Origin of the sequence: Bacillus cereus group sp. MYBK139-1 (assembly GCF_051916915.1) — a bacterium.
Lineage (GTDB): Bacteria > Bacillota > Bacilli > Bacillales > Bacillaceae_G > Bacillus_A > Bacillus_A pacificus.
Genome location: NZ_JBQAHO010000010.1, coordinates 51,990 through 72,878 on the forward strand (window position 1 = coordinate 51,990; position 20,889 = coordinate 72,878).

Sequence of the window (20,889 nt, forward strand, 5' to 3'; positions counted from 1 at the left end):
TATTAGAATTAGTTAAATCCCTCCACCAGGCTCTGTGTTAGCAGGTGCTCCTCCATAATCTCCATGTGATTCTAACTTCGGTGCTGGGTAATGTCCATGGGTATAAGCCGGTGCTCCGCCATGATCTCCATCAGCTTCTAACTTAGGTGCAGGTGTATCTCCTACGTTATAGGCCGGTGCTGGATAGTCTCCATATCCATAAACTGGTGCTCCTGTATGCCCATGAGTATAGGACGGCGCTCCCCCTGTATGTCCATGTGCATAACTCGGAGACCATCCCTCTCCATGAGTATAAGATGGAGCTCCGCCATGATTTCCATGTGCATATGCAGGCGCTCCTCCGTGATCTCCTACAGAGTCAGCTTTAACAATTCCTCCGCCATTTCCATGAGTAACACCAAAAATTCCAAATCCTAAAACAGATAAACTTACAACTGCTGTACCAATTTTCCTTTTCATAATCGCTCTCCTCTATGTGTATTTCATGTAAATTGAAATGAACATATTCTGGATATCCGTCATGATGAAAATTCGACTCATTTCATTACCATATATTTATACTTCTATGTATTTTTTTGTAAAACCTTCTTGAAATCTGAAGGAAATGGTTATTTTTTGTAAAAATCAAAATGTAGTAACAAATTATTCATTTCACAATTTAAGCTTCGTTTCCTAGCTATATTCACCACCTCGTGGTAATCCCTAATTTGGTCTTGAAATTCTCTAAAACTCGATGTATTATATTTTTGTGTTTTTCTCAGTTCCCAAGCTGAAAATACATCATCACTTCTGAAAAGGACCCGAACTCCAGCGGGTTCTTTTTATTTACTTGAACTCATTTTCGATTTATTGTATTATATTTTCGGGTCTTGCTCCATAAATCATTATCAGGAGAATCTGCAGGTTTGCAGGTTCTCTTTTTGCAAAATAAAAAGCATCCACTACGTGGACACTTCATGATATTGTGATTCAGTTGTTTAAAATCAGATTGATATGTAGGTGAAACGAATGGAAGATAAAGAACAAGAACCAAAATACGATTTAAGCAAAATATACACATACGAAGAACATCCTGATAAAATCAGTGGTCGCTGTGATAATTGCGGTAATTCCGCATTTAAAAGTTCCATTAAAAATTTCATCTTCTTGAGAGAATGCCGTCATTGTGGTATGAAGAAAATCATCTAGCCCCTAGGTAGGGAGGGTTCCTTTATAAAATAAAAAGCAGCTGTTAGGCTACTTAAGGTTCGTCTTATCACCAAATAAAATGATATATATATTCTCCCGTTATACTTTCATCAACTCCTGCAACTCTAGCAAATCTCATCAAGTCAGCACCCTGAAGGAAATACATTGTTAGCATAACTGGCACCCGTGACCACATAAACCGATAAAGCTCATCCACCCTTTGCTTAGTCGTAACAATTAAATCATTTGCAGGTCCATTGATCCATGCAGTTGTCCTAACTGAGGTAAACGGAAGATCTTTCCCATTAACCACTATCCTCGCCATAATATGTGTTATATCCACATTGATCCCTCATTCCAAGAACCAAATCTGTTTTCCATATTTACATAAGTATTCAACGCTATAAGAAATGTTTAAAATGCTTCTGTATAAAATAAAAAAGCAGCGGATTCGCTACTTTAAAATCTACATAATTCCCTTTTCTTTTGCTCTTTCATAAAGAACCGTGCGACTTACACCAGTAACTTCACATATCTTTTTTACTGTAAACTTATTCGTCTCTCGGTTCGCAAGCAAATCTAAAGCATGTTCCATATTAGGATTATCATCGTCATATTTCTTAGGGCGCCCTTTATAAACACCACGTTCTTTTGCTAGTTCAATACCCTCTCTTTGTCGCATTCGAATTAGGTCACGCTCTAACTGATTAACACCAGCCATGACAGTAAGTAGAAAAGTGCTGTATGGATTTTCACTTGTTGTATCTAACCAGGTATCTTTTATCGATTTAATCGATGCACCTTTTCCTTTAATTGTTTCTATAAGCTTGAATAAATCTTGAGTACTCCTACTAATTCGAGTTAAATCAGTAACAACGACTACATCACTCTCACGTAAATTATCCAACATGCGTAGTAATTCTGGTCTATCAGTTGTCGCCCCACTTGTTTTCTCCTCAAATACATAATCACATCCATAATCATTTAACTGTTTGAGTTGTCTTGCTAAGTTTTGTTCCTGTGTAGATACACGAGCATACCCAAGAATCATCTAATGCCTCCCCTTTGTCCGCATAAGTGTCCGGAAATTATCTGTAAGTCAATAATACCATTCGTTTTCCGTACATGTAAACAGGACATTAAACCACTTATAAAACAAGGATTTAAATTATGTCTAAAATGTGAACAAAATAAATCCTGAAAGAGTAGACCCAAATAGGACGTTATTCTGTATCGTTTTTTATTTTTTCATAATTGTTACTCTATCTATTTTCAACTGTATATAATCTAACTCCATAAATTTGACCCAAAACTTTCAACTCATGCCCTTATCTAAGTGTAACCACTCAAGAAAGGAGTTATTAGAATGAAAATTACATTTGGAAAATTTGAATTAAGTGTTTCACCTGAGTTCATCATCGCAGTAACTGAACTAATTAAAGTTCTCTACCTAGCAGGAATCATTTGATTCTTGCTTTTCTTTTTCTTTAGTTGTGTTCGTTTGTTTGGTTTAAATGGGCTAATCTATCAATTCTATCAAATCAATTAATCTAACTATTACATATTAACGTTTCATTCATATACTATAGCAGATTGCTAGAAAGGAGGCGTAACCATGGATAGTTGCGTAGTGTTTGTAAATGGACAACCTTTTTTAGTTCTCTCAGTAGCTGGTATTGAAATTGCTAGGTTAGAGATTTCTCTTCAAGTAGCATTGGCTCTAAGAGTGCTTGGAATACCAATCTGCGATTAATTACCACATCCAAAAAAGAGGGCACTTGCTCTCTTTTTTTATTTTCCCCTTATCTTTCCTTAACAACAAACAAGACGCTACCCAAATCAGAGTAGCGCCTGCTATAATTGCTATTGGTTTAATCAAGCTTATTTATCCTCACATTATTTATTTCTTTGCTTCCATACCCCATTCTCTTTACGATAAGTATTCTTGCCATCCATGAAGTCAGCTGTATTACCAGGAATGCTATATTTCTTATTCTTTTTCTTAGCTTTCTTCTTCAGCCTTTTCTCTTCTTGAATAGTTTGCAAATCCGCCTTCCATTGTTTCAACAAATCCTTTTCACGTCGCATCGAATTTGTACCCCTTGATTTAAATATGAATCAAATAATTAGATTCTTCCTAATTTATATACTCATTTAAACCAAATGTCCATTTTGTTCTTATTTATATACCAACTTATGTTTTTCCTTCTAAATAGACCAACAATATATTAAAATATTCTATATACCCAAGGAGGTTTATTATGCTCGGCTTTCATAAAAAACTAACCATATTAGGATTCTTTTTGTTTTTATATGGTTTCATCGGTATCATCTTTTTATTACTATTCCTTAACGTGTAGGAACACAACGTATAAATATATGTTTAATATGTAATTTTTATATAACAAAGAAAAAAGCATCCTTATTAGGTGCTTAATGTATACTAATATTAATATTGAATAGCTTCCTTGATAGACTTTCTAGAACAATAAATATACTAGCTGAAACTGATCTATATCCGATATTCTTTCCTGTAACATTAATAGTAATCTCCGCTAAATGGGTTGGCACATCATCTTTTTCAAAAATTTTTTCTTCAACCTTTTCAACTATTGCTACATTATCCACTTCTTTAAAAGTTTTTAGCAATTTTGTTTCTAATAAAGTAAAATCAAAACTTTCATCTTTAACCACAGCAAATTTAATCTTCATTTTTCTTTCCCCATTTTTAACTAGTTAATATATAATTATCAATATAATTATATATATTAGTATTTAATAATACAAAAAATATGTTTTATCAATTCGCCCCTAGTTAACCTATCTAATAGAGAGAAATAAAAAGATGAAGTTCCTCTTCCAAGGTCAAGATCACTCTCAACTTTCTCCAAACCACCGCATCATATAATTTTCCAGCTCGTATTAGCTACACACTTTACGTTCGGTGGTTAGGAGAGGACCAAGAATCTTCTCGTTTATACTCCGTAGAGCTGGCTCAATACTTTGGCTACTTAATGTCATTTTTGCCTTTGCTGAACAATATTGAATTATAAAGGATTTATATCAAGACGTATGTGTTTCTTCCGACGCCTTGTTTAAACCAATACACTAGAGGGACGGAAGGGGAATATTTCCGTTTTATTGGCTCAAACAAAGAGCGGAACTCTTTGCCCTCGTTTTGGTCATTAATAAATAAGAATCGTGAGTAATTACTAATGTACGAGATCACGTATACAACCTTGTACCAGAAACGCGATGTTCATTCAATCAAGAACAACCACCCCATTTCCATTTTCAAGAACCGGCATAACAGAGTAATAGACTTATATTCACTATCAACCCAGAGAGCAGGACAGCCTCTAAGCTGAATGGTAAGTACAATAGAAACAGCATGACGAATGCGAGTTATCTCACACCCGCCACACTGGAATATGTCATTGTTATACATTCGTTGGACTTTTCGCCTTAATGCGGGTTCTTACCGCCTTGCCCGCCCTACTATGCGGTATACGTTACCGTGACATTCTCACATAAGAACGTTTCACTTATAGGTGTACTAATCCTCTTCAATATGCGGTTGTCAAAGGACTTGTACATATAATTTATTATTTTTGTCATTTTATTTAGTCCCCCAAAAAGTTCGCATTTTGACCGCGTTTTGTTCGCTGTTTTTAGATAATTCCTAGCGCTGTAGCAATCAATTTAACTGCACTCTGCTTTTTCTCATAAAAATATGTCTTCTTGAGCAGTAGATCATGATAAACATCTGAGTCTTTTACTCTCTCGTTTGTAAGGAACTTACGCTCAACGATTTTACGCTCATCCTCATCTAATAAATTATTAAGCGCCTTCTCAACCTGCTGCACCTTCCATTTACTCGTATTCCTTGAATCACGTAATTCAGGGAATAAACTGATTCCTTCCTGCTCCACGTCATTACTAAATCTCATCTTGAGCGCTCTGTACTCCTTTAATACGCTTACTACTTCCTTTTGTACTTTCTTATCATCGATAGCCGGTAATAATGTTAATTGTCTCTCCATGAAGGAATACCCCTATTTCTGAATTTGTGTTTTTACATTCACATCAGGTACGTGAAATTTTACTATCTCTTTGTTGAATAAGTGAACCGTTCATAGCGAGAAGCCTCCACCATTCACTCTACATGGTTCCGTTATCCATTAAGCCTTTAATAATTTACGTTTCTTGTTGACCATCTTCTCTTTCGCTTCTTCAATGTTATTTGCTACTTTCTTATGGTCCTGATCAAATTGAATCATGCCATCGAACATAACTGGTGCTACTACTTCATCAACGTACTGCAAGTAATCAATCGGTGCTCGTTCTGTCTGTTCTACTAAGTATCCATAAATATCAAAGTCTGCCCTTGGTATAGACTTCTTGCCCTTCTGTTGATGAGACATCTTTACGTAAGATTGAATGACTGATAGTGGTACTACAAATATTGACTTATCCTTACTAAACTCTATAAGGAGAAAACAAATTGCTCCCATCTTCTCCGCTTTCTCCAGGTAATCCAACTGATGCTCCGCAATGTTCTTTAAATCAAATCGTGTAGCATTCTCAGTAGACTTTGCTTCAAACGCTATAGCTCGTCCTTTATATACACCGTCATAGTCTACTGTACTTTTAGATTCATAGAATCCATTTAGTACACGACCACCTTTACTTTTTAGCACCTTTACAGGAGTCGGACGCTTGTTTATAAGCGCCACTCTCCCTCTTTGATACATTTCATTCGATAAATTGATAAGCTTCTCAAAAGCCATTCCGCGATTCCCTAGTCCCATTGTTATTCCTCGCTTTCTACTTCAATTGAATATGCAATATTTCATATTTTATTATCATAATATTTCTTTATTAATCATCACTTTCTATCCCACCATTGATATTCATTGATAAATCAACATTTGTAATTTAATTCCTGATGTTCAATTCCGTTAAAACACATTTATTTTATATATCCAAATAATTATATTGGAATTTCTTGTTCTACAAATTTTTAAGTATTTTGTGTATTATATAGCGGAAGAGTAAGGTAAGAGTTACTCTTTGCCATTTTAGGAAAGGTCCTGTTGGAGACAACGGGTCCTTTTTTCGTAAAAGGATTATTTTATTCGATTTCCACAAAACGGTAATTAATATATAATTAAACTATTCAAATCTTAGGTGGTGATGCAAATGACTGAAACAATTCGAATTGCTCTTTTTACTCTTGTAGGAATAAGTGCCATATTTTCTGTAATTAAAGAATTTCAAAAACCAGAAAAAAGAAAGTTTTGGATTACATTCGAAGCTTTAGTTCTGCTCGGAGCAGCCTGGATGTTAATAGGACTTCTCATGTAACCTACATAATTAGTAAACCCCCTTTGAATAAAACTCAATATTCCGTCAATAATGTATATGACATCAGATTTTCTCCTTGTTCCCCCTTGGAGAACCGAGCAGTTAGTTTTTGCTAGCTGCTCTTCTATTTATGAAAAAAGGTAAAATTCTTTATAATGACTCTTCTTTATTTCTCAATATAAAGAGCCTTGGATTTCGATTAACACTCCTGTAGTATATAAACAAAGAGTAAGGTAAGAGTTACTCTTTGCCATTTTAGAAGAGGTTCTGTTGGAGACAACAGGACCTTTTTTCATATAGAGATTGTTTTGTTTAATTTTTCACCATTAGCCGCAAAAAATATCTTATAATCGTTATATACTAAATTAAACTAAATAATTAGGAGTAGATCAAATGCCAGTTACACTAGAGCTTATTCTTTTCATTCTTCTAGCAATTTGTGCTGTTGGCTATTTAGTAAAAGAATTTCAAAAAACTAGGAAAAGAACACTTGGAATTTTTCTAGAATTCTTAATTCTTTTCTGGTCAATATGGAGAATATCGACTATCATAATCTAATTTATAAAAATGAATTCCTTCGAATAAAATTCAATATTATGTCCATAATGTTGATAGGCTGTATGCCAAAATCCATTTAGTTTTTCTCTGTATCTCCCTGTATTGAGCAGTTAGCTTTTGCTAGCTGTTCTTTTATATGTAAAAATCTCAAACAATCTCTCGTATACTATAATCAGTCCTTTCTTATAACCTGAGCTCGTCACTTTCGTTATAAAAATAGGCGTATATTCTATAACCTATAACCTTTTCAGAAATCATTCATATTTTATTTCTGAAAAGGTTGCTCTGTTTTGTAAAAAGGTGGTTGCGGAAACAACTGCCTTTTTATTTATGAAAAAATGAAATTTTTATAATAAACCTTCAATCTTTGCTATTGCTTCAAATATTGGATAGATTTGCTGTGGCACCACCGCGTTACCTAAGAATCTCAATCTATCTTCGTCCAATCTTGTGGCAGTCCCATCATCCATTCCACAAATTGCGGGTTGATTTTCTTCCCAATATGTTCTGGAAAGTGTTCCCCGATTGATCCTGGTAATGTCTTTCCGTGGCTGCCGTTTACTTCTGAAGGGCACAACCCTCGGATCGGCTTGTAATTTTGGCTTGTCGTTGGAGTGGCCAACAATAAATGTCCGGTATCTTTGATGTGGCGCCCCAACACTGACAGCCGGAAATACGAACGTCCTTGTCGAGTAATTTTCTTCTTCCAAGTCGGAGAGCACGGTGTCCAAGCCCATTGTGACGTGTCCAGCAACATTTTCTCCAACAAACCAAGTGGGTCTGAGTCCTCTAATGAGTCGGAAGACTTCTGGCCATAACCATCTTTCGTCTTCTGCACCTCTTCGCTTACCAACAAGACTTTCTCCCTGACAGGGATATCCTGCTGAAATAACTCCAATTGAATCAATGTCAACACCTCCATCTATTAAGGATTGTTTCGTAAGTTTATATAAATCCGGGAAAACAGGAATGTTAGGATAGTTCTTTCTAAGTATCTTCTGATTGAACTCTTCTATTTCGCAAAAGGCTGCTGTTCCAATTCCCGCCCAATCTGCTGCCATACTTATTCCTGCAATTCCCGAACATAGATCCAACATTTTCATTCCCCATTTCCCCTTTGTTTTAAAATAGCGTTTTTATTAAAAACTTACATGTATATATTTTTCGTTATATAATTAAATTATTTATATATTAGGAGTGTTAATTATGTCAGGAACGATAATAATTTTGTTATACATTTGTTTTGGATTAAGTGCAGTTTTCAGCTTAATAAAAGAATTGAAAAAGCCACAGAAAAACCAGTTCTTGATTTTAGTTGATTCTCTAATTTTACTAGGAGCCTTAATCTTATTAGGTAGTATCTTCATCTAAATTACATAACTAAAGCTCCAGGTGGGAGTGAAGCAGTTAGCGAAAGCTAACTGCTTTTTATAAATTAACTATTTTATTAAATTTATAAAATACAACCGCTTGTCCATTTCGCTTTGTGTTAAAATGGTGTTTTTGTATAAGATAATTGCTCCAGATAAATTGGACACATTTACCAATATATTCACCACTAAATCCATGTTAAAATCTCCTGTGAGTACGACATAGCTCAATCTTATGAAGCCCTGTAACATTTTCTGCAGGGCTTCTTTTTTTCAACAAGCCGTTAGTTAACTGTGATTACTATCTTGATTTACAAAATTACTTTTTGTTCACTTTTTTGATACATTTATGAAACATTCATATGTTATCTTCAATACGTTCTATTCTTTTTATATTACCGTGTGAGATATACTCAGACTTGAAACCCTAGACCCCCTAACCCTAGGGCAAATTTATTTAATTACTAGTTTCCATTAACTCGAGAACTTAGTAATTACATCCACAGGCTCAACTCTCTCCCTTTTGAGAATTGAGCCTTTTTTTACCTATAAGATTATCCCCACACTCCCTGCTTACTTTTACAAAATACAAATTTGGTCTCTATCAAAAATCTCAATATCATGTAAAACTTACGTAAAGATTGCTATGATTCAACCTATCCGCCTGATAAACGCTATATAATGAAATTGCAAACACCAGGTTTGCACCTTTCTGTACGACATAACTCTTTGCTAGGAGCAAATCCTAACCTTTTTTATTTAATCCCCGTTGACCCGAAGCCCATATTTCCCCTTTCTGATTCTGATAGTCCGTCCACCTCAACAAAATGAGCTGTTTCCACTGGCGCTATGACACCTTGAGCAATACGAGTTCCTCTTCCAATTACATGGGCCTGCATACTTGCTTCTTTAGGGACTTCAATATTATCAACTAGAACACCAATCTCTCCTCTAAATCCACTATCTATAGTTCCAAGCACTACTCGTAACTTTGTATCACGCGTCATACCGCTACGCGGGCGTATCTGTAATTCGTATCCTGGCGGGATTTCAAACGCCAATCCCGTTGGTACAACCTTTGTTTCTCCAGGCCATATAATTGTGTCCGCTGCCGCTACAAGATCAAAACCCGAATCCCCTGGTTTCGCATACTTCGGCAATTCCACATCTTTCAATCGTTTAATTTTTACTCTTAACTTCATTTTCCCCGCTCCTTATAAATAACTTTTCAATTCTTCTTTCCGGTTCTTCAACTCTTCCAAAGAACGCTTTGTCTTGCGTTTTTCGCTATCCAATCCAACCAAGTGATATTCCAACTTACGAATCTCGCTTTCTACTACCTCGAGTTCACTTTGCACCTGCACCACGATTTCTTTTTTCATTACTTACCTCCTGCTCTACTTCTTGCTTTCTGTAAAAATCCTTAATTGCTTGTTCCCAATACGTGTAATTGCAACTTGTTACGGCCATTACTCTTCAACTCCTTTCAATAGCTTTCTTAGTTCCTCACATGACCCTTCATATAAATCACGGCCATCAGGTAATTTAAATACATGCCTATCAATCAAGCGTTCTATTAGCCTGTCTTGCTCGTTCATATTTACTCCTAACTGATTTGTTTCTTCTCATACTTACGTGGCGGCTTTGTCGCTGCTTCGTATGGATCCATCTTCCTTTTAACTCTCTGGTAAAAGGTCTTATTACTAATCCCATTCGATTCCGCTAAAGGAATGTACTTTTCGAATCCTTTTGCCGTGGTAGCTGCTTCGTATGGCGTCATGCCGTTACGTTTTCGTCTATAAAAGGTAGATTCACTAACCCCATTTTTCTCAGCTAATTTCAGTAATTTTTTATTCTTTTCATTTCCTTCCCAGCTCGTACCGACTGGTGTCGTTATAGCGCGTTCTAAACTCCAATCCAGCTCTTTCATTCGTTGGTCTACATACTTCTTATTAACACCAATTTCAGCAGCCTTTGCATAATCCTTTAATGTTGGCTTCTCCATTTGCTCCCTCCTAATCCAGTGACATAATTTCATCTCGTGTACGATTAGAAAAAGTTATCCTAATCTTCTGAATACCCTTGCCATGTTCTTTCACCGCCATGCTCCATGCTTCTTCTTCTGTCTCAACATCGAACCAGTCTATTTTTTGTCGCTCGTCCTGGTCATAAAAGTGAACTTCATACGTTATGACGTTATGCTGTAAGAACCTATCAGCCGTACTTGTTGCCGTATAATCAAAACTGCCTACAACATCCTCCAGTGTTAGTTGTTTCATGCCCCTAATCCCATTGGACGAGATTTGATTTTATTCTTATCGGCCTGATCCATAATCAATGCTGCGATCTCTAATTGATGTCTTCCTAACTCTTTTGCGATTTCAAGGATTCCTTTGTTTTCCTTCCACATTTCTTGTAATTGAATTACTTCGCTTTCATCAAACACCAGGTCCAATTCTTCTAGAGCAATATATAAGTTACGACGCGATTTCTTCATGTACTTTCCCTGCTGCAATGCCATTGTGTAATTTTCCTTCTCCAAACCCGTTCCAAGTCGTGGCATCCCATTTCCCCTCCAGTTGTAATTGATGAATTTCTCTTAATTCCGCCATAACAGCATGACGTCTTCTATCCACTTCTTCATGCGTTTGATTCCCCGCTTTGCAAACGCATGGTGCGAATTGATACATACCCATTCCGATACCGTTCTGAATTACTCCCGTTCCGTTACATGCACACATTTCAATTCCCCCTTAGAATGGTAGTGCTTTCCTTCTGTAATCCTTTGTTTCTTTGAAAGTGATCGTTCTGAAATTATTTAGAATCCGCGATACAATCCGTTCATCGTATGCCTCATCTAAACGCTTTCCTGTGAGGTTTGTCGTGAAGATAGTAGATTTACCTTGCCTTCCATCGAAAACATCGAATAACACCCTATTAATGAAGTTTGTCGCTTTTGTATTTGCATCTAACGCGCCTAACTCAGCTCCCAAATCATCGACTATTAATACTTCTGCTCTTACTAAACTCCTTATAATTGCATCTTCAGTTAATGTGGAATCTTTACTGAAAGTACTTTTAATCTTCCGTAGTAATTCGCCAACTGTGACAAAGACAACTGACTTTCCTGCTCCTGCGAGTTGATCCGCTATAGCGTAAGCAAGATGTGTTTTCCCTGCTCCACAATTCCCGGCCATAATCGTGTTAAATACTTTCCCGTTGAGATAATCAGTTGCGATGACTTTTGCAAGTTCAAGGTTCTTTGCTCCTTCATCACTAGTAGGTTGGTAATTATCAAAATTAGCTTTCTTGATGTTGCTATCGGCAATCATGCTTTGCTGGTGGAACATGAATTTCTTCTCGTTTGCTTTATCTGCATCATATTTTGCTTGTTCCTGTTGCTGAAGCTTCCTACTTTCGTTTTCAAGGAAGCATCGAGGGCAAACAGCTTGTCCACCAAACTTCATCTTATTCATGCCATGTGTATCACACACATCAGAATCCATAGTCATATTCACCTTTTTGGCTATATCTGTTGGTATTGCTGCTGTTGCTCTCTGCATTGTTTTTCGCTCCTTTTTTGGAATTCATTTGAATAGTTAGTTGGTCGAACTTTTCTCGTAGCTTTTTAGGTGATAAAATGTTACCTTGCCAGAATGGATCCGCTTGGCACCAATCAATAACATCCTTAATCTCTTGTAATTCACGATTATCCTTTTCACGCATTAATCTAAAGTCGTTAGCCCAAGAATCGAAGTTAGGTTCTTTTTGTTTATGGTTATTACCCTTAATTTTTTCAAATAGATACTTAGCCCCGTTGGTGTCGCAAGTTTCAAACTTGTGACGAGGAGTCTTTTTTTCTTTTTCTTTTTCTTTTTCTTTTTCTTTTTCTTTTTCTTTTTCTTTTTCTTTTTCTTTTTGCCCCCGTATCGTGGACGTATCGTGGAACGTATCGTCAAGACCCGCATAAACACTGATTTTTTGTACTAACGCTATGTTTTCTGTTCGTTCAAGAACGAGTTTTACTAGCGATACATCTTTAATGCTTTTAAGCTCTTTTTTTATACAATCTTCAATCGGCTTACCACCTTTGTTAAGGTTGTATTTCCCCCAATTAAGTATGCAAATCTCTCTTGTTTCTTCGTTATAAATAATCAACTCATGATGATTAATAAAACGATCCAGTAATGCTTTGGCACTTTCAATTGAGTAACCCAGCTCAAAAGCCATTTGTTTTCTAGTTATCTGATAAACCCCAATTTGATTGGTATGCTCGTTCGTCATTAAATAGAGATAAAAGTATTTGTCCTCTGGTGTCATTTCTTCTGAAACTCTTGCATCTGACCAGAATGAAGTTTGTACGTGTCTGTATTTAGCCATTTAATTCACCTTCTTCATCCAACATTCGTAACTGACATGATCGTCCATGCCTGTAAACCTAATCTTGTCTTTCCCTTTGAACTTCCCATCGTTATAGAATGTTTTTTCTGCCCTGTACAATCTCTTAATAGGAGTTACATAGTCGTAACCTCGTTTTTCTAAATCACGAACCGCTTTTAGCATTTCTTTCATTGATCCACGTCTCACCGGGACTTGAAACATTATGCATTCTCCCTTCCGCATACCGCTATGTCGCCTTGAATCTCAATAATTTTGTATCCTGGATAACGATCGGGAGTAATGTACTCTATCGCCCTTGCTTTTATTTCTTTTTCATTTTGCACGCCCTTCCACACCCATGAAGGAAGGACGACTTTAGATTGATTTCTGTCTAACATGGTTTCATCTCCTTATCCTGCTTGACTGTATTGATTCTCCCAACCAGACAGTACTTGTATTGCTTTAGATGCTAACTGTGAACTGATTTCGCTTAAATTTGTAAAACCAACTTGATTCTTAAGTGTTTCTTCAACCATTTGTTTGTCTGTCTGTGTTAATGTCGCTACATGCGCTATTTTTGCGTGTATCATTTTTAACTGCTTTTCAGATGCTTTTCCATTACTGCTGTTTCCTTGTAGCCTGTTTGGAGCTTGTCCACTGTTACTTTTCTGATTTTGTTTGTTACCTTTTCCATAAGTAGCGCCGTTACCATCATCATCTTCACCTGTATTTAAGCTAAGGAATGCTGCTAGTGAATATCGTCTTGCGTATGTGATACAACTTCCTACTGCTTGTGGATCATTCTTCACTGGCTTCATCGTTAGTTCGTCCGACTCAAGCCATTCGCCACTCTCATGTAAAAGGAGTGTTTTTAACATTACGTTTTGACCATCACCGCTTGGTATTTGCATAATACTTAATCCATGTTTAGAAAGGATTGGTCTAATTTCATCTATAATCGTGTCGAGCGTTGCATAGTTGTTTTTAAAGAAAGGATTGTCTGCATCCTTTGCTATTTTGTTAACCTCTGAATTGAATTTCACTAGCGCTTTAGCTAATTCCGTGATTGTTTCGCTTTTATTCATCGGATACGCACCCCATTTTTATAATTGATTTCTAATTTATATAAATTCATATCCTCCTAGAAAGGCATATCCCCGTGTTTTTTATTCGTTAATACTGTGATTACATAGTCGATATCAAGCTTTTTCAGCTTGTCCGTTTCTTTATCGGACATTTCTTTTAAAGCTTTTACTGCATGGCTTACTTGAATCTGCAAAACATCTTTCATTTCCACATTCCTCCTTATTTACTTAGAAGAAACGACTATGTTAAAATATAGGTACAAAATATTGCGTCGTTTCTTTAAAACAGTCGATTAGGGGTAATCGGCTGTTTTTATTTTGTTTTGATGCTTTCGTGCATCGGAATATCCAGGAATCCATTTTAGATGGGGGAGTACCATTAAATCCTCGAATATTCCGACAAACAAGAGCTTGCCCATGTTCATAAATTCGTAAAATCTTTATATAAAAATTTAATGAAATATATGTTAAACTTATTACATTCCAAGAAGTCCTTTACTTTTAGAATCGACAATTCTTCAATACCCTTAGTCTTGCCCTGCAACCCCTGCAGGGCTTTTATCATTTAGCTAGAGTTATAAACTTCTTATGCATTTCCTCAACCTTATCTGCGCTGTTATGTATCCCTTTAGCTCTTAAATCTTTTATGATCCACAAGAGTTTCTTTTGTTCGTATTCATCTCGCTGTTGTTTATCCATCACTTTTCACCCTTCATAAACCTTTTATCTATACGTTCCATCACATAAGCGAATCCGCCTAACGCTGCGAAAAATACAGCAACCATACATAAAGAAAACATGCTTTCTTCTTGCATCTACACCGCCTCCTGTTCTTTCTTCAGTCGCTCTATGATGTAGGCTTGTCCTTTGGGTGTTACGTATGTTGTTGTCCATGTGAATGGTTCTCCGCTTGGCTTCTGTTTAACACCTTGTGCGATTTCAAAATATCCTTTTTCAACTGCTGATTGAGTTGGTTCAGTAGAACGTTTGAATATTAAATTCCATTCTCTAAGTTTTGCGAATAACTTACGTTGCCCGATTTTGATATTGTGTTTAGCTGCCAACTTAGCAACTTCACTTACTTTCAGAGATTCATTTGATTGCATACACGCTTCAGCGAATGTTACGAGTGGTTGCTGCTTTACAATTTGTTGCTGTGCTGCTACAAGCTTTTCTTTTTCTTCTTTTAATTTAGTGAGAAGACCAATTGCGAAGTCTGGATTTGTCACCGCTTGTTCTAGGACTTTATCTATCATGTATGCTCCGTGTTTTCTAATAGAAGGAAGTACTTCATTTGTTACCCACTTTTTAAATTTTTTAGCTTGTTGTTTTCGTGAACGTAATATTGATGAGTACAATCCCGATTCATTCATTAATGTCGATTTCATATTCATACCCGTCAATTTGACGGACATCAATTCATCTTCATCTAAATGTCTTGTCATTGCGTTTGTGTCACTGAACTCTAGAACATCTGCTACATCTTTAGCTACAAACCAAACATCTTCGCCTTGTACCACCGTTCGAACTTGTCCAAATTCTTCATTATTGAAAACTTGTAATTGATTCATTTTATTTCCTCCTCACATTGTATCCCTAAGGGAAACTTTATTATTAAAAAAATTTTCATGTTCGTCAAATAGATCCGCCACTTCTTCATTTAATGCTTTTGCAATTTTAGATGCTGTCCCATAGTACAATCTCTTCTTATATTTATGAGCATTAATAATTTTATAGCAATAGCTCTTTGATATGCCAACAACTGTAGCTAGTCCTTCATAAGTGAAGTCTGATTTTTCAAAAGCTATTTTTAATTTTGTTATTGAATTTTCATTTAGCATCTAATCACTCCCTTCTGATGCCGATAAATTTATTATAAGTTTACCTAAAGGAAACTTCAAGTGGTTTTTCAAAAAAATTTCCTCCTGGTTAATTTTCTGAGGGGTTTACGTTTCCTATTAGGAAACATTATAATAAAAATAACTTACGATATATCGTAAATTAAGGGGTGATTTTTTAAATGGAGTTAAATAAGCGTTTAAAATTATTGAGGTCAGAACATAAACTTACACAAGAAAAATTCGCTACTGCTGTAGGTATAACAAAAGCCAGTGTGTCTAAATTTGAAAATGGCATTAAAACACCTAGTCGTGAAACAATAGAAAAAATAGCTGATTATTTTAATGTAACTACAGATTATTTGTTAGGAAGATCGGAAGATCCTGAATTGAGCGAAGAAGAAAACAAGATTGTTACTGAAGAAGGTAAGAACATAATGGCTTTAATTGAAAGTCTTCCAGAAGATGAGAGAAAGAAAGCCTGGGAACAATTAGAGATGTATGTTACTTATATGCAAAATAAAAAGAATGGCTAATCAAAGAAGACTACTTTACATGACAGTCTTCTTTTTTATGTATTTGGCTTTTCTTATAAGATTCATCTAGACATATTTTAAAAATATCTTCTGCTTTAATCGGAGCCCCATGTTTCAAACTCAATTTTACTACTTCCCTAACTAATTGCTCTTTTTTCATATCTACTTCCCCCAATATCCTCTTTAAATATATAGACGTTCAGAAAAAGGTCAGTTTTGTTGTTTGGGTCAAAATGTTTCCATTTCCTTTAGAGCAGAAATGACACTATCAATTGGATAGTGTCATTTTTTATATTTACATAAATCAATATCCATCCGGATCAATCATGTATAGAGTTGTTCTTTATTATATAATTACTTCCTTTTTAAAGATTTCTCGTTCAATAAATTCGAAGAATCCTGGTGGCTCTTCATCTAACATTTTATAGGCTTTTTCAACGATTACCATCTTTAATTCTTGCATTAAATCTTCTCTTTCTTTAAAAATAGTTTGTTGAACATGTTTCAATATTTTTAACTCTAACTGATCGATAATAGCTTGTACCTCTGCTTGCTTTTGAATATTTTCTACGGACATAAATATCTCTCTCCTTTATATTTAACTATCCTTTAGAAGCATGTCTCCATCTTATAACTCATTTATTGTAATGATCTTTCATTACAGCGAATCCTTTAGCTGTTTTAATGTTTTTTTGACCCAGTAACCTACGTTTTGTTCTGTTTCTCCCAATATTTCAGCAATCTGCCTATTTGTAAGCATCTTTTCATAACGGTAATAGAGAATCATTCGTTGCTTATCCGTCAATGCGCGCATCGCTTTATCCAATTTCTCGTTTTCTACAGGAATAACATTTCCTTTCCCCACTCCTTCAATAACAACTGACTCAGGTCTTTCTGCTTCGCAATCTTGCAAACTCCCAATTGTTTCAATTGCAGAAAAATCTCCTTCTAAAGCATTCTTATCAAAAATTAGCATTTGTTTTTTATTTCTGTTTCTCTGTCTCTTATCGAAATCAATAGCACGTCCACGAATTAAAACAGAGCAATACCTCAGGACACGATTTATTCTATAAAATTCTTTTGATGTTTGATTAAGTAAATTGATGTTTTTTTGAGAAGGGTTTTTAAAAGCTTCTTTCATTATTTCTTCATGCTTTTTATCTTTCAAAAACTCTTGAATAATGGGGTTTTCTAATATTAAGGGTAGTTTCTTTCGTATTTCTTGTATGTACTCTAATTGCTTTTTCTCTTCGTCGTGATGATAGTTATTATCAGAATTTGAGTGAGTATGTTTCCCCATAAAAAAACCTCCTTTTTTCCACAAATTATATAAATATAAGAAAAAAATAAAAATAAATAAGAACAAGTGTTCTAATTATCTCCCAAATTAGTGCGAAAATCTAGTACTTTTTACAAAATAAAACAATGTTTATTTTATAAATTCTTTTTAGTTTTTTGATACTTCTCTCTCTAATAAAAGTGAGGAGGTGTCTATATGAAAATTACACAAGCTGATACTACAATAAACGATGGAATAGACTTCATAAATGCTAAAAAGTATTGGGAAAACGGTCATTATGGACAAGATACAGTTATTGCTGTAATTGACACAGGTTGTGACATTAACCATGAAGAGTTAAAAGACAACATTATCGGCACATTCAATTTTACAGATGATGATAACGGTAAAATAAACATAGCGACGGACTATACAGGTCATGGTACGCATGTATCTGGAATTATAGCGGCTACTAACACAAAACATTCTATCGGTATAGCTCCAAAGGCGAAGCTTTTAGTTATTAAAGCCATTGGACATACAAGTATTTCAACTCATAAACATTTAATTAAAGCTATTCGCTTTGCAACTGCTTGGAGAGGCAAAAATGGTCAAAGAGTAGATATAATGAATCTCTCTTTAGGCACAAAAAGTGATGTTCCAGAGTTAAGAAAGGCAGTTGACGAGGCATTACAAGAAAATATATTTGTAGTAGTTGCTGCAGGGAACTACGGAGATGGATCAGAACTAACCGATGAAATTCTTTATCCTGGATACTACGAGGAAGTTATTCAAGTTGGTGCTGTTGGAAAGAACCTTGTTCCCACACATATGAGCAATACAAACCAGAATATTGATTTTTTAAGTCTTGGAGAGTCCGTTTACTCAACCTATCCTCAAAATAACTATATAAGACTCACAGGTACATCAGTTGCAACGCCACACATCACAGGAGCAATCTCTTTAATCCTTTCCTATTTCAAAGCAAAGCATTTGCCATTTTCCCAAAACATTATTTATCAATATCTTCTTTCACACTCTTTTTTATTAAAAGGTTACACCAATAAAACCCAAGGAAATGGAGTTCTGAAACTATAAGGAGGTGCTAAGCTATGACCCCATTTGAAATGTTTAGCGCATCAATAGGCAATTTTGGATTTCCTATCGTGATTTCTATTTATCTTTTAATTAGGTTCGAGAAAAGGATTGAGGTATTAACGATTGCAATTAACGAATTAAAGCAAGTCGCAGAAAAAGACAAATAAAAAAGCATCAGTCATTTTGACTGGTGCTTTTAGATAATTAAACTCCAAAGAATAAAATTGCAACTATATTATAAACAATTGGTACTAAGAACATTACAATATTAAGAATAATTCCCCATAAAGACCATGTATCTTTGTTCATTCGATAACCTACAAACCCTATTATTGCACCAATTGGAGCAATAATAAAAGGCATAATAATAGGCAATCCCTGTATTTTTTCTAAAGGTACTAATCCAGTTAAGAAATTTATTACAAGTGCTGCTAAAATTACTGCAATAGCTATTGAAATTCCACCTAAAATACTGCTTTTTCCTTGTTTTTTTAATTCTACGTTGCCATTTGTCATTTTTAATTCCTCCACTTCATTATTCAAAGAACAGAAAATATAATTTCATACTGTAATAAATTACAATATTTAAGAAGACGATCAATGCTAGCGCATATACTGGATTAAACATCTCGATTCCAAACGTACCATAAAAGAAGAACAATAATGCCAAGAGGCCCATATTAGACCAACAAGTTATATAGCCTACTTTATACTTAATCATTTGATCCCTTTCGTCTTCTTCCTCTTCCTTTAACCACTTTTTACCCTTTTTAATTTGTATTGCATTAACTATTGTTAATACGATCCAAAAAATTGTGATTAATGGTAAGAACCACGATAATATTCCCGGCTCTCCAGCCTCCATTTTCCATATATTAAAAGTGGCTTCCATCAATAAAATACTAATTACTATTTTAATTAAAAAATTGTAAAGGTAATTCAATCCTTTTTCACCTCTGTAAATATGTCCTCAACTGCGCAATTAAAGGTTTTAGCTATTCTCATGGCTAAACCAACACTAGGCTCATACTTTTCTCTTTCAAGAGAAGCTATCGTTATTCTTTTTGTCCCTACCCTTTCAGCTAACTCTGTTTGAGTTAAACCAGCAATTTCCCTATGTTCTTTTACCTTATTTGTGGTATAAATTTTCATTTCATTCAGTACCCCTCATTCCAATTAGAATAGCTGAATGTATAGTATTCTATACTTTCTGTGTATAGAATACTATACATTGGTTAGATATGTAAAGGGAATAATTGAAAATTACCATAAAAAAAGGCAAACCCTTAATAGGCTCACCTTTTTATCTTTCTTATTTAAATGGGTTACAAGGTTGTTTACGGAACCAAAGGCTAATTGTAATTGCCCACTCAGAACCTGCCTTTACATGTGGAGCTAAGCAATTCTGAAGGTTTTTATCACAAGAACAAGCAAAATATCCACGTGAACTGTAGCAACCATCATGTGTTTTACAACAAGCATCTACTTTAGAAATTGGAGCTTTTGGACCTGAACATCCTGGGCCACACCAGTTTCCATAGATACACGGTAATTGACTAACAACTTCTTCTCGCTCGGTATCCATTTCTGGTAGTTCGCGATTTTCTAAACCTTTAAGTTCTTCTAAAAATTCGTCGTCAATTTCTGTTTCAAGCGTTTGGATTACTTCGTCCTCGATAATATCATAGCCTTTAAGAACTTTTTTACCTTCTTTTTCAACAATAACACTACCTGAAACCAATTCTTCATTATCAAGTTTTGTATAAATAACTTTAATTGTATCTTCCATGTTACCTAAAATAACTACTTGAATCGAGACATCACCTTGTTCAAATTTAAATCCTTTACGATTATTAAGATCATAAGCACCAACGAATTGAGTCATTTTTTGAACCATTTGCTTTGCAGCAACCGTATTAATTTGAGCATTATCCAATAAAGTTTCTTGCTCTTCTATTGATAAAGTTTGTAATTGTGCCATTAACAAACCACTCCTTAATATTATTTTGGAGGCAGTACCTGGATTCGAACCAGGAACAAGCGAAGCATGTGTCTTTCAAAAGACTTACTGCCCTAATATGGAGATGGCAGCCGGATTCGAACCGGCGATAAAGGTTTTGCAGACCTTTGCCTTACCTCTTGGCTATGCCATCATATTAAGATTTCGTTGCCTTACATTTGTAATAGAGA

General features: G+C 35.2%; 38 protein-coding genes and 1 tRNA gene. 6 read left to right on the top strand and 33 right to left on the bottom strand.

From position 1 onward, the window contains the following. Window positions 1-12: 12 nt before the first annotated feature. Window positions 13-459, bottom strand: a complete 447-nt coding sequence (locus ACTFRS_RS27315) for a hypothetical protein (protein WP_074603279.1) — start codon at window positions 457-459, stop codon at window positions 13-15. A 549-nt stretch (window positions 460-1,008) separates the two neighbouring features. Here ACTFRS_RS27315 and ACTFRS_RS27320 point away from each other — a divergent pair. Continuing rightward, window positions 1,009-1,188 carry a hypothetical protein gene (locus tag ACTFRS_RS27320; protein WP_074603281.1) on the top strand — a complete coding sequence of 60 codons (180 nt, stop codon included), beginning with the start codon at window positions 1,009-1,011 and terminating at the stop codon, window positions 1,186-1,188. Between the two features lie 67 nt (window positions 1,189-1,255). On the opposite strand, the gene ACTFRS_RS27325 is transcribed toward ACTFRS_RS27320, so the two are convergent. Next, window positions 1,256-1,513, bottom strand: coding sequence for a hypothetical protein (locus ACTFRS_RS27325; protein WP_098299283.1), 258 nt, complete (start codon window positions 1,511-1,513; stop codon window positions 1,256-1,258). Window positions 1,514-1,654: 141 nt separating this feature from the next. Continuing rightward, window positions 1,655-2,239, bottom strand: coding sequence for a recombinase family protein (locus tag ACTFRS_RS27330; protein ID WP_000600449.1), 585 nt, complete (start codon window positions 2,237-2,239; stop codon window positions 1,655-1,657). Window positions 2,240-2,803: 564 nt separating this feature from the next. Here ACTFRS_RS27330 and ACTFRS_RS27335 point away from each other — a divergent pair. Then, window positions 2,804-2,941: a DUF3956 domain-containing protein gene (locus ACTFRS_RS27335; protein ID WP_000376554.1), complete on the top strand. Its 138-nt coding sequence runs from the start codon at window positions 2,804-2,806 to the stop codon at window positions 2,939-2,941. 143 nt (window positions 2,942-3,084) lie between these two features. On the opposite strand, the gene ACTFRS_RS27340 is transcribed toward ACTFRS_RS27335, so the two are convergent. The 4 genes from ACTFRS_RS27340 to ACTFRS_RS27355 all read right to left on the bottom strand — a co-directional run bounded on the left by ACTFRS_RS27340 (window position 3,085) and on the right by ACTFRS_RS27355 (window position 5,999). Next, on the bottom strand, window positions 3,085-3,276 hold the full coding sequence (locus tag ACTFRS_RS27340; protein ID WP_440025817.1) for a hypothetical protein: 192 nt from the start codon (window positions 3,274-3,276) through the stop codon (window positions 3,085-3,087). A 345-nt stretch (window positions 3,277-3,621) separates the two neighbouring features. Then, complete coding sequence (locus ACTFRS_RS27345; protein WP_097851697.1) at window positions 3,622-3,900, bottom strand: hypothetical protein; 279 nt, start codon at window positions 3,898-3,900, stop codon at window positions 3,622-3,624. Window positions 3,901-4,859: 959 nt separating this feature from the next. Beyond that, complete coding sequence (locus ACTFRS_RS27350) at window positions 4,860-5,231, bottom strand: ArpU family phage packaging/lysis transcriptional regulator (RefSeq protein ID WP_000441079.1); 372 nt, start codon at window positions 5,229-5,231, stop codon at window positions 4,860-4,862. A gap of 138 nt (window positions 5,232-5,369) precedes the next feature. Then, entirely contained in the window at window positions 5,370-5,999 is a 630-nt protein-coding gene (locus tag ACTFRS_RS27355) for a Holliday junction resolvase RecU (protein ID WP_440025815.1), read from the bottom strand. 391 nt (window positions 6,000-6,390) lie between these two features. Between ACTFRS_RS27355 and ACTFRS_RS27360 the strand changes: the two genes are divergently transcribed. Further along, window positions 6,391-6,555 carry a hypothetical protein gene (locus tag ACTFRS_RS27360; protein WP_000140897.1) on the top strand — a complete coding sequence of 55 codons (165 nt, stop codon included), beginning with the start codon at window positions 6,391-6,393 and terminating at the stop codon, window positions 6,553-6,555. A 905-nt stretch (window positions 6,556-7,460) separates the two neighbouring features. On the opposite strand, the gene ACTFRS_RS27365 is transcribed toward ACTFRS_RS27360, so the two are convergent. From ACTFRS_RS27365 to ACTFRS_RS27450, 18 genes are all read right to left on the bottom strand, one after another. Then, window positions 7,461-8,216 carry a DNA cytosine methyltransferase gene (locus tag ACTFRS_RS27365; protein WP_074603290.1) on the bottom strand — a complete coding sequence of 252 codons (756 nt, stop codon included), beginning with the start codon at window positions 8,214-8,216 and terminating at the stop codon, window positions 7,461-7,463. A 1,022-nt stretch (window positions 8,217-9,238) separates the two neighbouring features. Next, window positions 9,239-9,685: a dUTP diphosphatase gene (gene dut / locus ACTFRS_RS27370; protein ID WP_440025812.1), complete on the bottom strand. Its 447-nt coding sequence runs from the start codon at window positions 9,683-9,685 to the stop codon at window positions 9,239-9,241. A gap of 12 nt (window positions 9,686-9,697) precedes the next feature. Then, window positions 9,698-9,865, bottom strand: coding sequence for a hypothetical protein (locus tag ACTFRS_RS27375; RefSeq protein WP_175574068.1), 168 nt, complete (start codon window positions 9,863-9,865; stop codon window positions 9,698-9,700). Then, window positions 9,831-9,953 (bottom strand): hypothetical protein, encoded by a 123-nt coding sequence (locus ACTFRS_RS27380; protein WP_270713194.1) that lies wholly within the window; start codon window positions 9,951-9,953, stop codon window positions 9,831-9,833. Before ACTFRS_RS27380 ends, ACTFRS_RS27375 begins: the two co-directional genes overlap by 35 nt. Beyond that, the gene (gene fbpA / locus ACTFRS_RS27385) at window positions 9,953-10,081 is read right to left on the bottom strand and encodes a Fur-regulated basic protein FbpA (protein WP_001985723.1); all 129 of its coding nucleotides are present in this window, start codon (window positions 10,079-10,081) and stop codon (window positions 9,953-9,955) included. Before fbpA ends, ACTFRS_RS27380 begins: the two co-directional genes overlap by 1 nt. Window positions 10,082-10,089: 8 nt before the next feature. Beyond that, entirely contained in the window at window positions 10,090-10,488 is a 399-nt protein-coding gene (locus tag ACTFRS_RS27390; protein ID WP_074603296.1) for a hypothetical protein, read from the bottom strand. Window positions 10,489-10,498: 10 nt separating this feature from the next. Next, on the bottom strand, window positions 10,499-10,762 hold the full coding sequence (locus ACTFRS_RS27395; RefSeq protein WP_440025810.1) for a hypothetical protein: 264 nt from the start codon (window positions 10,760-10,762) through the stop codon (window positions 10,499-10,501). Beyond that, window positions 10,759-11,004 carry a helix-turn-helix domain containing protein gene (locus ACTFRS_RS27400; protein ID WP_372514600.1) on the bottom strand — a complete coding sequence of 82 codons (246 nt, stop codon included), beginning with the start codon at window positions 11,002-11,004 and terminating at the stop codon, window positions 10,759-10,761. The genes ACTFRS_RS27395 and ACTFRS_RS27400 overlap by 4 nt, the downstream gene beginning before the upstream one ends. After that, a complete protein-coding gene (locus ACTFRS_RS27405) occupies window positions 10,961-11,224 on the bottom strand; it encodes a hypothetical protein (RefSeq protein WP_440025808.1) in 264 nt (87 codons plus the stop codon). Before ACTFRS_RS27405 ends, ACTFRS_RS27400 begins: the two co-directional genes overlap by 44 nt. Before the next feature lie 12 nt (window positions 11,225-11,236). Then, window positions 11,237-11,995: an ATP-binding protein gene (locus ACTFRS_RS27410; RefSeq protein ID WP_440025842.1), complete on the bottom strand. Its 759-nt coding sequence runs from the start codon at window positions 11,993-11,995 to the stop codon at window positions 11,237-11,239. Further along, a complete protein-coding gene (locus tag ACTFRS_RS27415; RefSeq protein WP_440025806.1) occupies window positions 11,979-12,863 on the bottom strand; it encodes a hypothetical protein in 885 nt (294 codons plus the stop codon). The genes ACTFRS_RS27410 and ACTFRS_RS27415 overlap by 17 nt, the downstream gene beginning before the upstream one ends. Then, window positions 12,864-13,085 (bottom strand): hypothetical protein, encoded by a 222-nt coding sequence (locus tag ACTFRS_RS27420; RefSeq protein WP_071737010.1) that lies wholly within the window; start codon window positions 13,083-13,085, stop codon window positions 12,864-12,866. It lies immediately after the preceding gene. Next, a complete protein-coding gene (locus tag ACTFRS_RS27425) occupies window positions 13,085-13,261 on the bottom strand; it encodes a hypothetical protein (RefSeq protein ID WP_166705090.1) in 177 nt (58 codons plus the stop codon). Before ACTFRS_RS27425 ends, ACTFRS_RS27420 begins: the two co-directional genes overlap by 1 nt. A gap of 12 nt (window positions 13,262-13,273) precedes the next feature. Continuing rightward, window positions 13,274-13,948, bottom strand: a complete 675-nt coding sequence (locus tag ACTFRS_RS27430) for an ERF family protein (protein WP_440025804.1) — start codon at window positions 13,946-13,948, stop codon at window positions 13,274-13,276. Window positions 13,949-14,004: 56 nt separating this feature from the next. Further along, entirely contained in the window at window positions 14,005-14,154 is a 150-nt protein-coding gene (locus ACTFRS_RS27435) for a hypothetical protein (RefSeq protein ID WP_162876073.1), read from the bottom strand. Window positions 14,155-14,509: 355 nt separating this feature from the next. Then, window positions 14,510-14,647: a hypothetical protein gene (locus ACTFRS_RS27440; protein WP_440025802.1), complete on the bottom strand. Its 138-nt coding sequence runs from the start codon at window positions 14,645-14,647 to the stop codon at window positions 14,510-14,512. Window positions 14,648-14,763: 116 nt separating this feature from the next. Continuing rightward, a complete protein-coding gene (locus tag ACTFRS_RS27445; RefSeq protein WP_440025800.1) occupies window positions 14,764-15,519 on the bottom strand; it encodes a BRO family protein in 756 nt (251 codons plus the stop codon). Between the two features lie 12 nt (window positions 15,520-15,531). After that, window positions 15,532-15,789, bottom strand: a complete 258-nt coding sequence (locus ACTFRS_RS27450; protein ID WP_078419502.1) for a helix-turn-helix domain-containing protein — start codon at window positions 15,787-15,789, stop codon at window positions 15,532-15,534. 179 nt (window positions 15,790-15,968) lie between these two features. Between ACTFRS_RS27450 and ACTFRS_RS27455 the strand changes: the two genes are divergently transcribed. Beyond that, a complete protein-coding gene (locus tag ACTFRS_RS27455; protein ID WP_143880511.1) occupies window positions 15,969-16,322 on the top strand; it encodes a helix-turn-helix domain-containing protein in 354 nt (117 codons plus the stop codon). A gap of 10 nt (window positions 16,323-16,332) precedes the next feature. Here the strand turns inward: ACTFRS_RS27455 and ACTFRS_RS27460 are convergent, their stop codons facing one another. The 3 genes from ACTFRS_RS27460 to ACTFRS_RS27470 all read right to left on the bottom strand — a co-directional run bounded on the left by ACTFRS_RS27460 (window position 16,333) and on the right by ACTFRS_RS27470 (window position 17,622). Beyond that, a complete protein-coding gene (locus tag ACTFRS_RS27460; RefSeq protein WP_440025798.1) occupies window positions 16,333-16,482 on the bottom strand; it encodes a hypothetical protein in 150 nt (49 codons plus the stop codon). A gap of 186 nt (window positions 16,483-16,668) precedes the next feature. Next, window positions 16,669-16,899, bottom strand: coding sequence for a hypothetical protein (locus ACTFRS_RS27465; RefSeq protein WP_000110136.1), 231 nt, complete (start codon window positions 16,897-16,899; stop codon window positions 16,669-16,671). An 81-nt stretch (window positions 16,900-16,980) separates the two neighbouring features. Beyond that, window positions 16,981-17,622, bottom strand: a complete 642-nt coding sequence (locus tag ACTFRS_RS27470; RefSeq protein ID WP_440025796.1) for a sigma-70 family RNA polymerase sigma factor — start codon at window positions 17,620-17,622, stop codon at window positions 16,981-16,983. Window positions 17,623-17,817: 195 nt separating this feature from the next. On the opposite strand from ACTFRS_RS27470, the gene ACTFRS_RS27475 reads away from it, so the two are divergent. Beyond that, entirely contained in the window at window positions 17,818-18,699 is an 882-nt protein-coding gene (locus tag ACTFRS_RS27475; RefSeq protein ID WP_440025794.1) for a S8 family peptidase, read from the top strand. 14 nt (window positions 18,700-18,713) lie between these two features. Continuing rightward, window positions 18,714-18,866: a YvrJ family protein gene (locus tag ACTFRS_RS27480; RefSeq protein ID WP_000187390.1), complete on the top strand. Its 153-nt coding sequence runs from the start codon at window positions 18,714-18,716 to the stop codon at window positions 18,864-18,866. 37 nt (window positions 18,867-18,903) lie between these two features. On the opposite strand, the gene ACTFRS_RS27485 is transcribed toward ACTFRS_RS27480, so the two are convergent. From ACTFRS_RS27485 to ACTFRS_RS27505, 5 genes are all read right to left on the bottom strand, one after another. After that, the gene (locus ACTFRS_RS27485) at window positions 18,904-19,215 is read right to left on the bottom strand and encodes a hypothetical protein (protein WP_063222593.1); all 312 of its coding nucleotides are present in this window, start codon (window positions 19,213-19,215) and stop codon (window positions 18,904-18,906) included. Window positions 19,216-19,234: 19 nt separating this feature from the next. Beyond that, window positions 19,235-19,642, bottom strand: coding sequence for a hypothetical protein (locus ACTFRS_RS27490; protein ID WP_063222594.1), 408 nt, complete (start codon window positions 19,640-19,642; stop codon window positions 19,235-19,237). After that, the gene (locus tag ACTFRS_RS27495; protein ID WP_000708736.1) at window positions 19,639-19,851 is read right to left on the bottom strand and encodes a helix-turn-helix transcriptional regulator; all 213 of its coding nucleotides are present in this window, start codon (window positions 19,849-19,851) and stop codon (window positions 19,639-19,641) included. The genes ACTFRS_RS27490 and ACTFRS_RS27495 overlap by 4 nt, the downstream gene beginning before the upstream one ends. 160 nt (window positions 19,852-20,011) lie before the next feature. Beyond that, window positions 20,012-20,680, bottom strand: coding sequence for a hypothetical protein (locus ACTFRS_RS27500; RefSeq protein ID WP_227601773.1), 669 nt, complete (start codon window positions 20,678-20,680; stop codon window positions 20,012-20,014). Window positions 20,681-20,778: 98 nt separating this feature from the next. Beyond that, a tRNA-Cys gene (locus ACTFRS_RS27505) sits at window positions 20,779-20,852 on the bottom strand. Window positions 20,853-20,889: the final 37 nt, after the last annotated feature.

Bases quoted from the DNA above. Each gene is read 5' to 3' on its own strand.
- ACTFRS_RS27315 (WP_074603279.1), bottom strand. From the start codon at position 459: ATGAAAAGGAAAATTGGTACAGCAGTTGTAAGTTTATCTGTTTTAGGA.
- ACTFRS_RS27320 (WP_074603281.1), top strand. From the start codon at position 1,009: ATGGAAGATAAAGAACAAGAACCAAAATACGATTTAAGCAAAATATAC.
- ACTFRS_RS27325 (WP_098299283.1), bottom strand. From the start codon at position 1,513: ATGGCGAGGATAGTGGTTAATGGGAAAGATCTTCCGTTTACCTCAGTT.
- ACTFRS_RS27330 (WP_000600449.1), bottom strand. From the start codon at position 2,239: ATGATTCTTGGGTATGCTCGTGTATCTACACAGGAACAAAACTTAGCA.
- ACTFRS_RS27335 (WP_000376554.1), top strand. From the start codon at position 2,804: ATGGATAGTTGCGTAGTGTTTGTAAATGGACAACCTTTTTTAGTTCTC.
- ACTFRS_RS27340 (WP_440025817.1), bottom strand. From the start codon at position 3,276: ATGCGACGTGAAAAGGATTTGTTGAAACAATGGAAGGCGGATTTGCAA.
- ACTFRS_RS27345 (WP_097851697.1), bottom strand. From the start codon at position 3,900: ATGAAGATTAAATTTGCTGTGGTTAAAGATGAAAGTTTTGATTTTACT.
- ACTFRS_RS27350 (WP_000441079.1), bottom strand. From the start codon at position 5,231: ATGGAGAGACAATTAACATTATTACCGGCTATCGATGATAAGAAAGTA.
- ACTFRS_RS27355 (WP_440025815.1), bottom strand. From the start codon at position 5,999: ATGGGACTAGGGAATCGCGGAATGGCTTTTGAGAAGCTTATCAATTTA.
- ACTFRS_RS27360 (WP_000140897.1), top strand. From the start codon at position 6,391: ATGACTGAAACAATTCGAATTGCTCTTTTTACTCTTGTAGGAATAAGT.
- ACTFRS_RS27365 (WP_074603290.1), bottom strand. From the start codon at position 8,216: ATGAAAATGTTGGATCTATGTTCGGGAATTGCAGGAATAAGTATGGCA.
- dut (WP_440025812.1), bottom strand. From the start codon at position 9,685: ATGAAGTTAAGAGTAAAAATTAAACGATTGAAAGATGTGGAATTGCCG.
- ACTFRS_RS27375 (WP_175574068.1), bottom strand. From the start codon at position 9,865: ATGAAAAAAGAAATCGTGGTGCAGGTGCAAAGTGAACTCGAGGTAGTA.
- ACTFRS_RS27380 (WP_270713194.1), bottom strand. From the start codon at position 9,953: ATGGCCGTAACAAGTTGCAATTACACGTATTGGGAACAAGCAATTAAG.
- fbpA (WP_001985723.1), bottom strand. From the start codon at position 10,081: ATGAACGAGCAAGACAGGCTAATAGAACGCTTGATTGATAGGCATGTA.
- ACTFRS_RS27390 (WP_074603296.1), bottom strand. From the start codon at position 10,488: ATGGAGAAGCCAACATTAAAGGATTATGCAAAGGCTGCTGAAATTGGT.
- ACTFRS_RS27395 (WP_440025810.1), bottom strand. From the start codon at position 10,762: ATGAAACAACTAACACTGGAGGATGTTGTAGGCAGTTTTGATTATACG.
- ACTFRS_RS27400 (WP_372514600.1), bottom strand. From the start codon at position 11,004: ATGGCATTGCAGCAGGGAAAGTACATGAAGAAATCGCGTCGTAACTTA.
- ACTFRS_RS27405 (WP_440025808.1), bottom strand. From the start codon at position 11,224: ATGTGTGCATGTAACGGAACGGGAGTAATTCAGAACGGTATCGGAATG.
- ACTFRS_RS27410 (WP_440025842.1), bottom strand. From the start codon at position 11,995: ATGACTATGGATTCTGATGTGTGTGATACACATGGCATGAATAAGATG.
- ACTFRS_RS27415 (WP_440025806.1), bottom strand. From the start codon at position 12,863: ATGGCTAAATACAGACACGTACAAACTTCATTCTGGTCAGATGCAAGA.
- ACTFRS_RS27420 (WP_071737010.1), bottom strand. From the start codon at position 13,085: ATGTTTCAAGTCCCGGTGAGACGTGGATCAATGAAAGAAATGCTAAAA.
- ACTFRS_RS27425 (WP_166705090.1), bottom strand. From the start codon at position 13,261: ATGTTAGACAGAAATCAATCTAAAGTCGTCCTTCCTTCATGGGTGTGG.
- ACTFRS_RS27430 (WP_440025804.1), bottom strand. From the start codon at position 13,948: ATGAATAAAAGCGAAACAATCACGGAATTAGCTAAAGCGCTAGTGAAA.
- ACTFRS_RS27435 (WP_162876073.1), bottom strand. From the start codon at position 14,154: ATGAAAGATGTTTTGCAGATTCAAGTAAGCCATGCAGTAAAAGCTTTA.
- ACTFRS_RS27440 (WP_440025802.1), bottom strand. From the start codon at position 14,647: ATGGATAAACAACAGCGAGATGAATACGAACAAAAGAAACTCTTGTGG.
- ACTFRS_RS27445 (WP_440025800.1), bottom strand. From the start codon at position 15,519: ATGAATCAATTACAAGTTTTCAATAATGAAGAATTTGGACAAGTTCGA.
- ACTFRS_RS27450 (WP_078419502.1), bottom strand. From the start codon at position 15,789: ATGCTAAATGAAAATTCAATAACAAAATTAAAAATAGCTTTTGAAAAA.
- ACTFRS_RS27455 (WP_143880511.1), top strand. From the start codon at position 15,969: ATGGAGTTAAATAAGCGTTTAAAATTATTGAGGTCAGAACATAAACTT.
- ACTFRS_RS27460 (WP_440025798.1), bottom strand. From the start codon at position 16,482: ATGAAAAAAGAGCAATTAGTTAGGGAAGTAGTAAAATTGAGTTTGAAA.
- ACTFRS_RS27465 (WP_000110136.1), bottom strand. From the start codon at position 16,899: ATGTCCGTAGAAAATATTCAAAAGCAAGCAGAGGTACAAGCTATTATC.
- ACTFRS_RS27470 (WP_440025796.1), bottom strand. From the start codon at position 17,622: ATGGGGAAACATACTCACTCAAATTCTGATAATAACTATCATCACGAC.
- ACTFRS_RS27475 (WP_440025794.1), top strand. From the start codon at position 17,818: ATGAAAATTACACAAGCTGATACTACAATAAACGATGGAATAGACTTC.
- ACTFRS_RS27480 (WP_000187390.1), top strand. From the start codon at position 18,714: ATGACCCCATTTGAAATGTTTAGCGCATCAATAGGCAATTTTGGATTT.
- ACTFRS_RS27485 (WP_063222593.1), bottom strand. From the start codon at position 19,215: ATGACAAATGGCAACGTAGAATTAAAAAAACAAGGAAAAAGCAGTATT.
- ACTFRS_RS27495 (WP_000708736.1), bottom strand. From the start codon at position 19,851: ATGAAAATTTATACCACAAATAAGGTAAAAGAACATAGGGAAATTGCT.
- ACTFRS_RS27500 (WP_227601773.1), bottom strand. From the start codon at position 20,680: ATGGCACAATTACAAACTTTATCAATAGAAGAGCAAGAAACTTTATTG.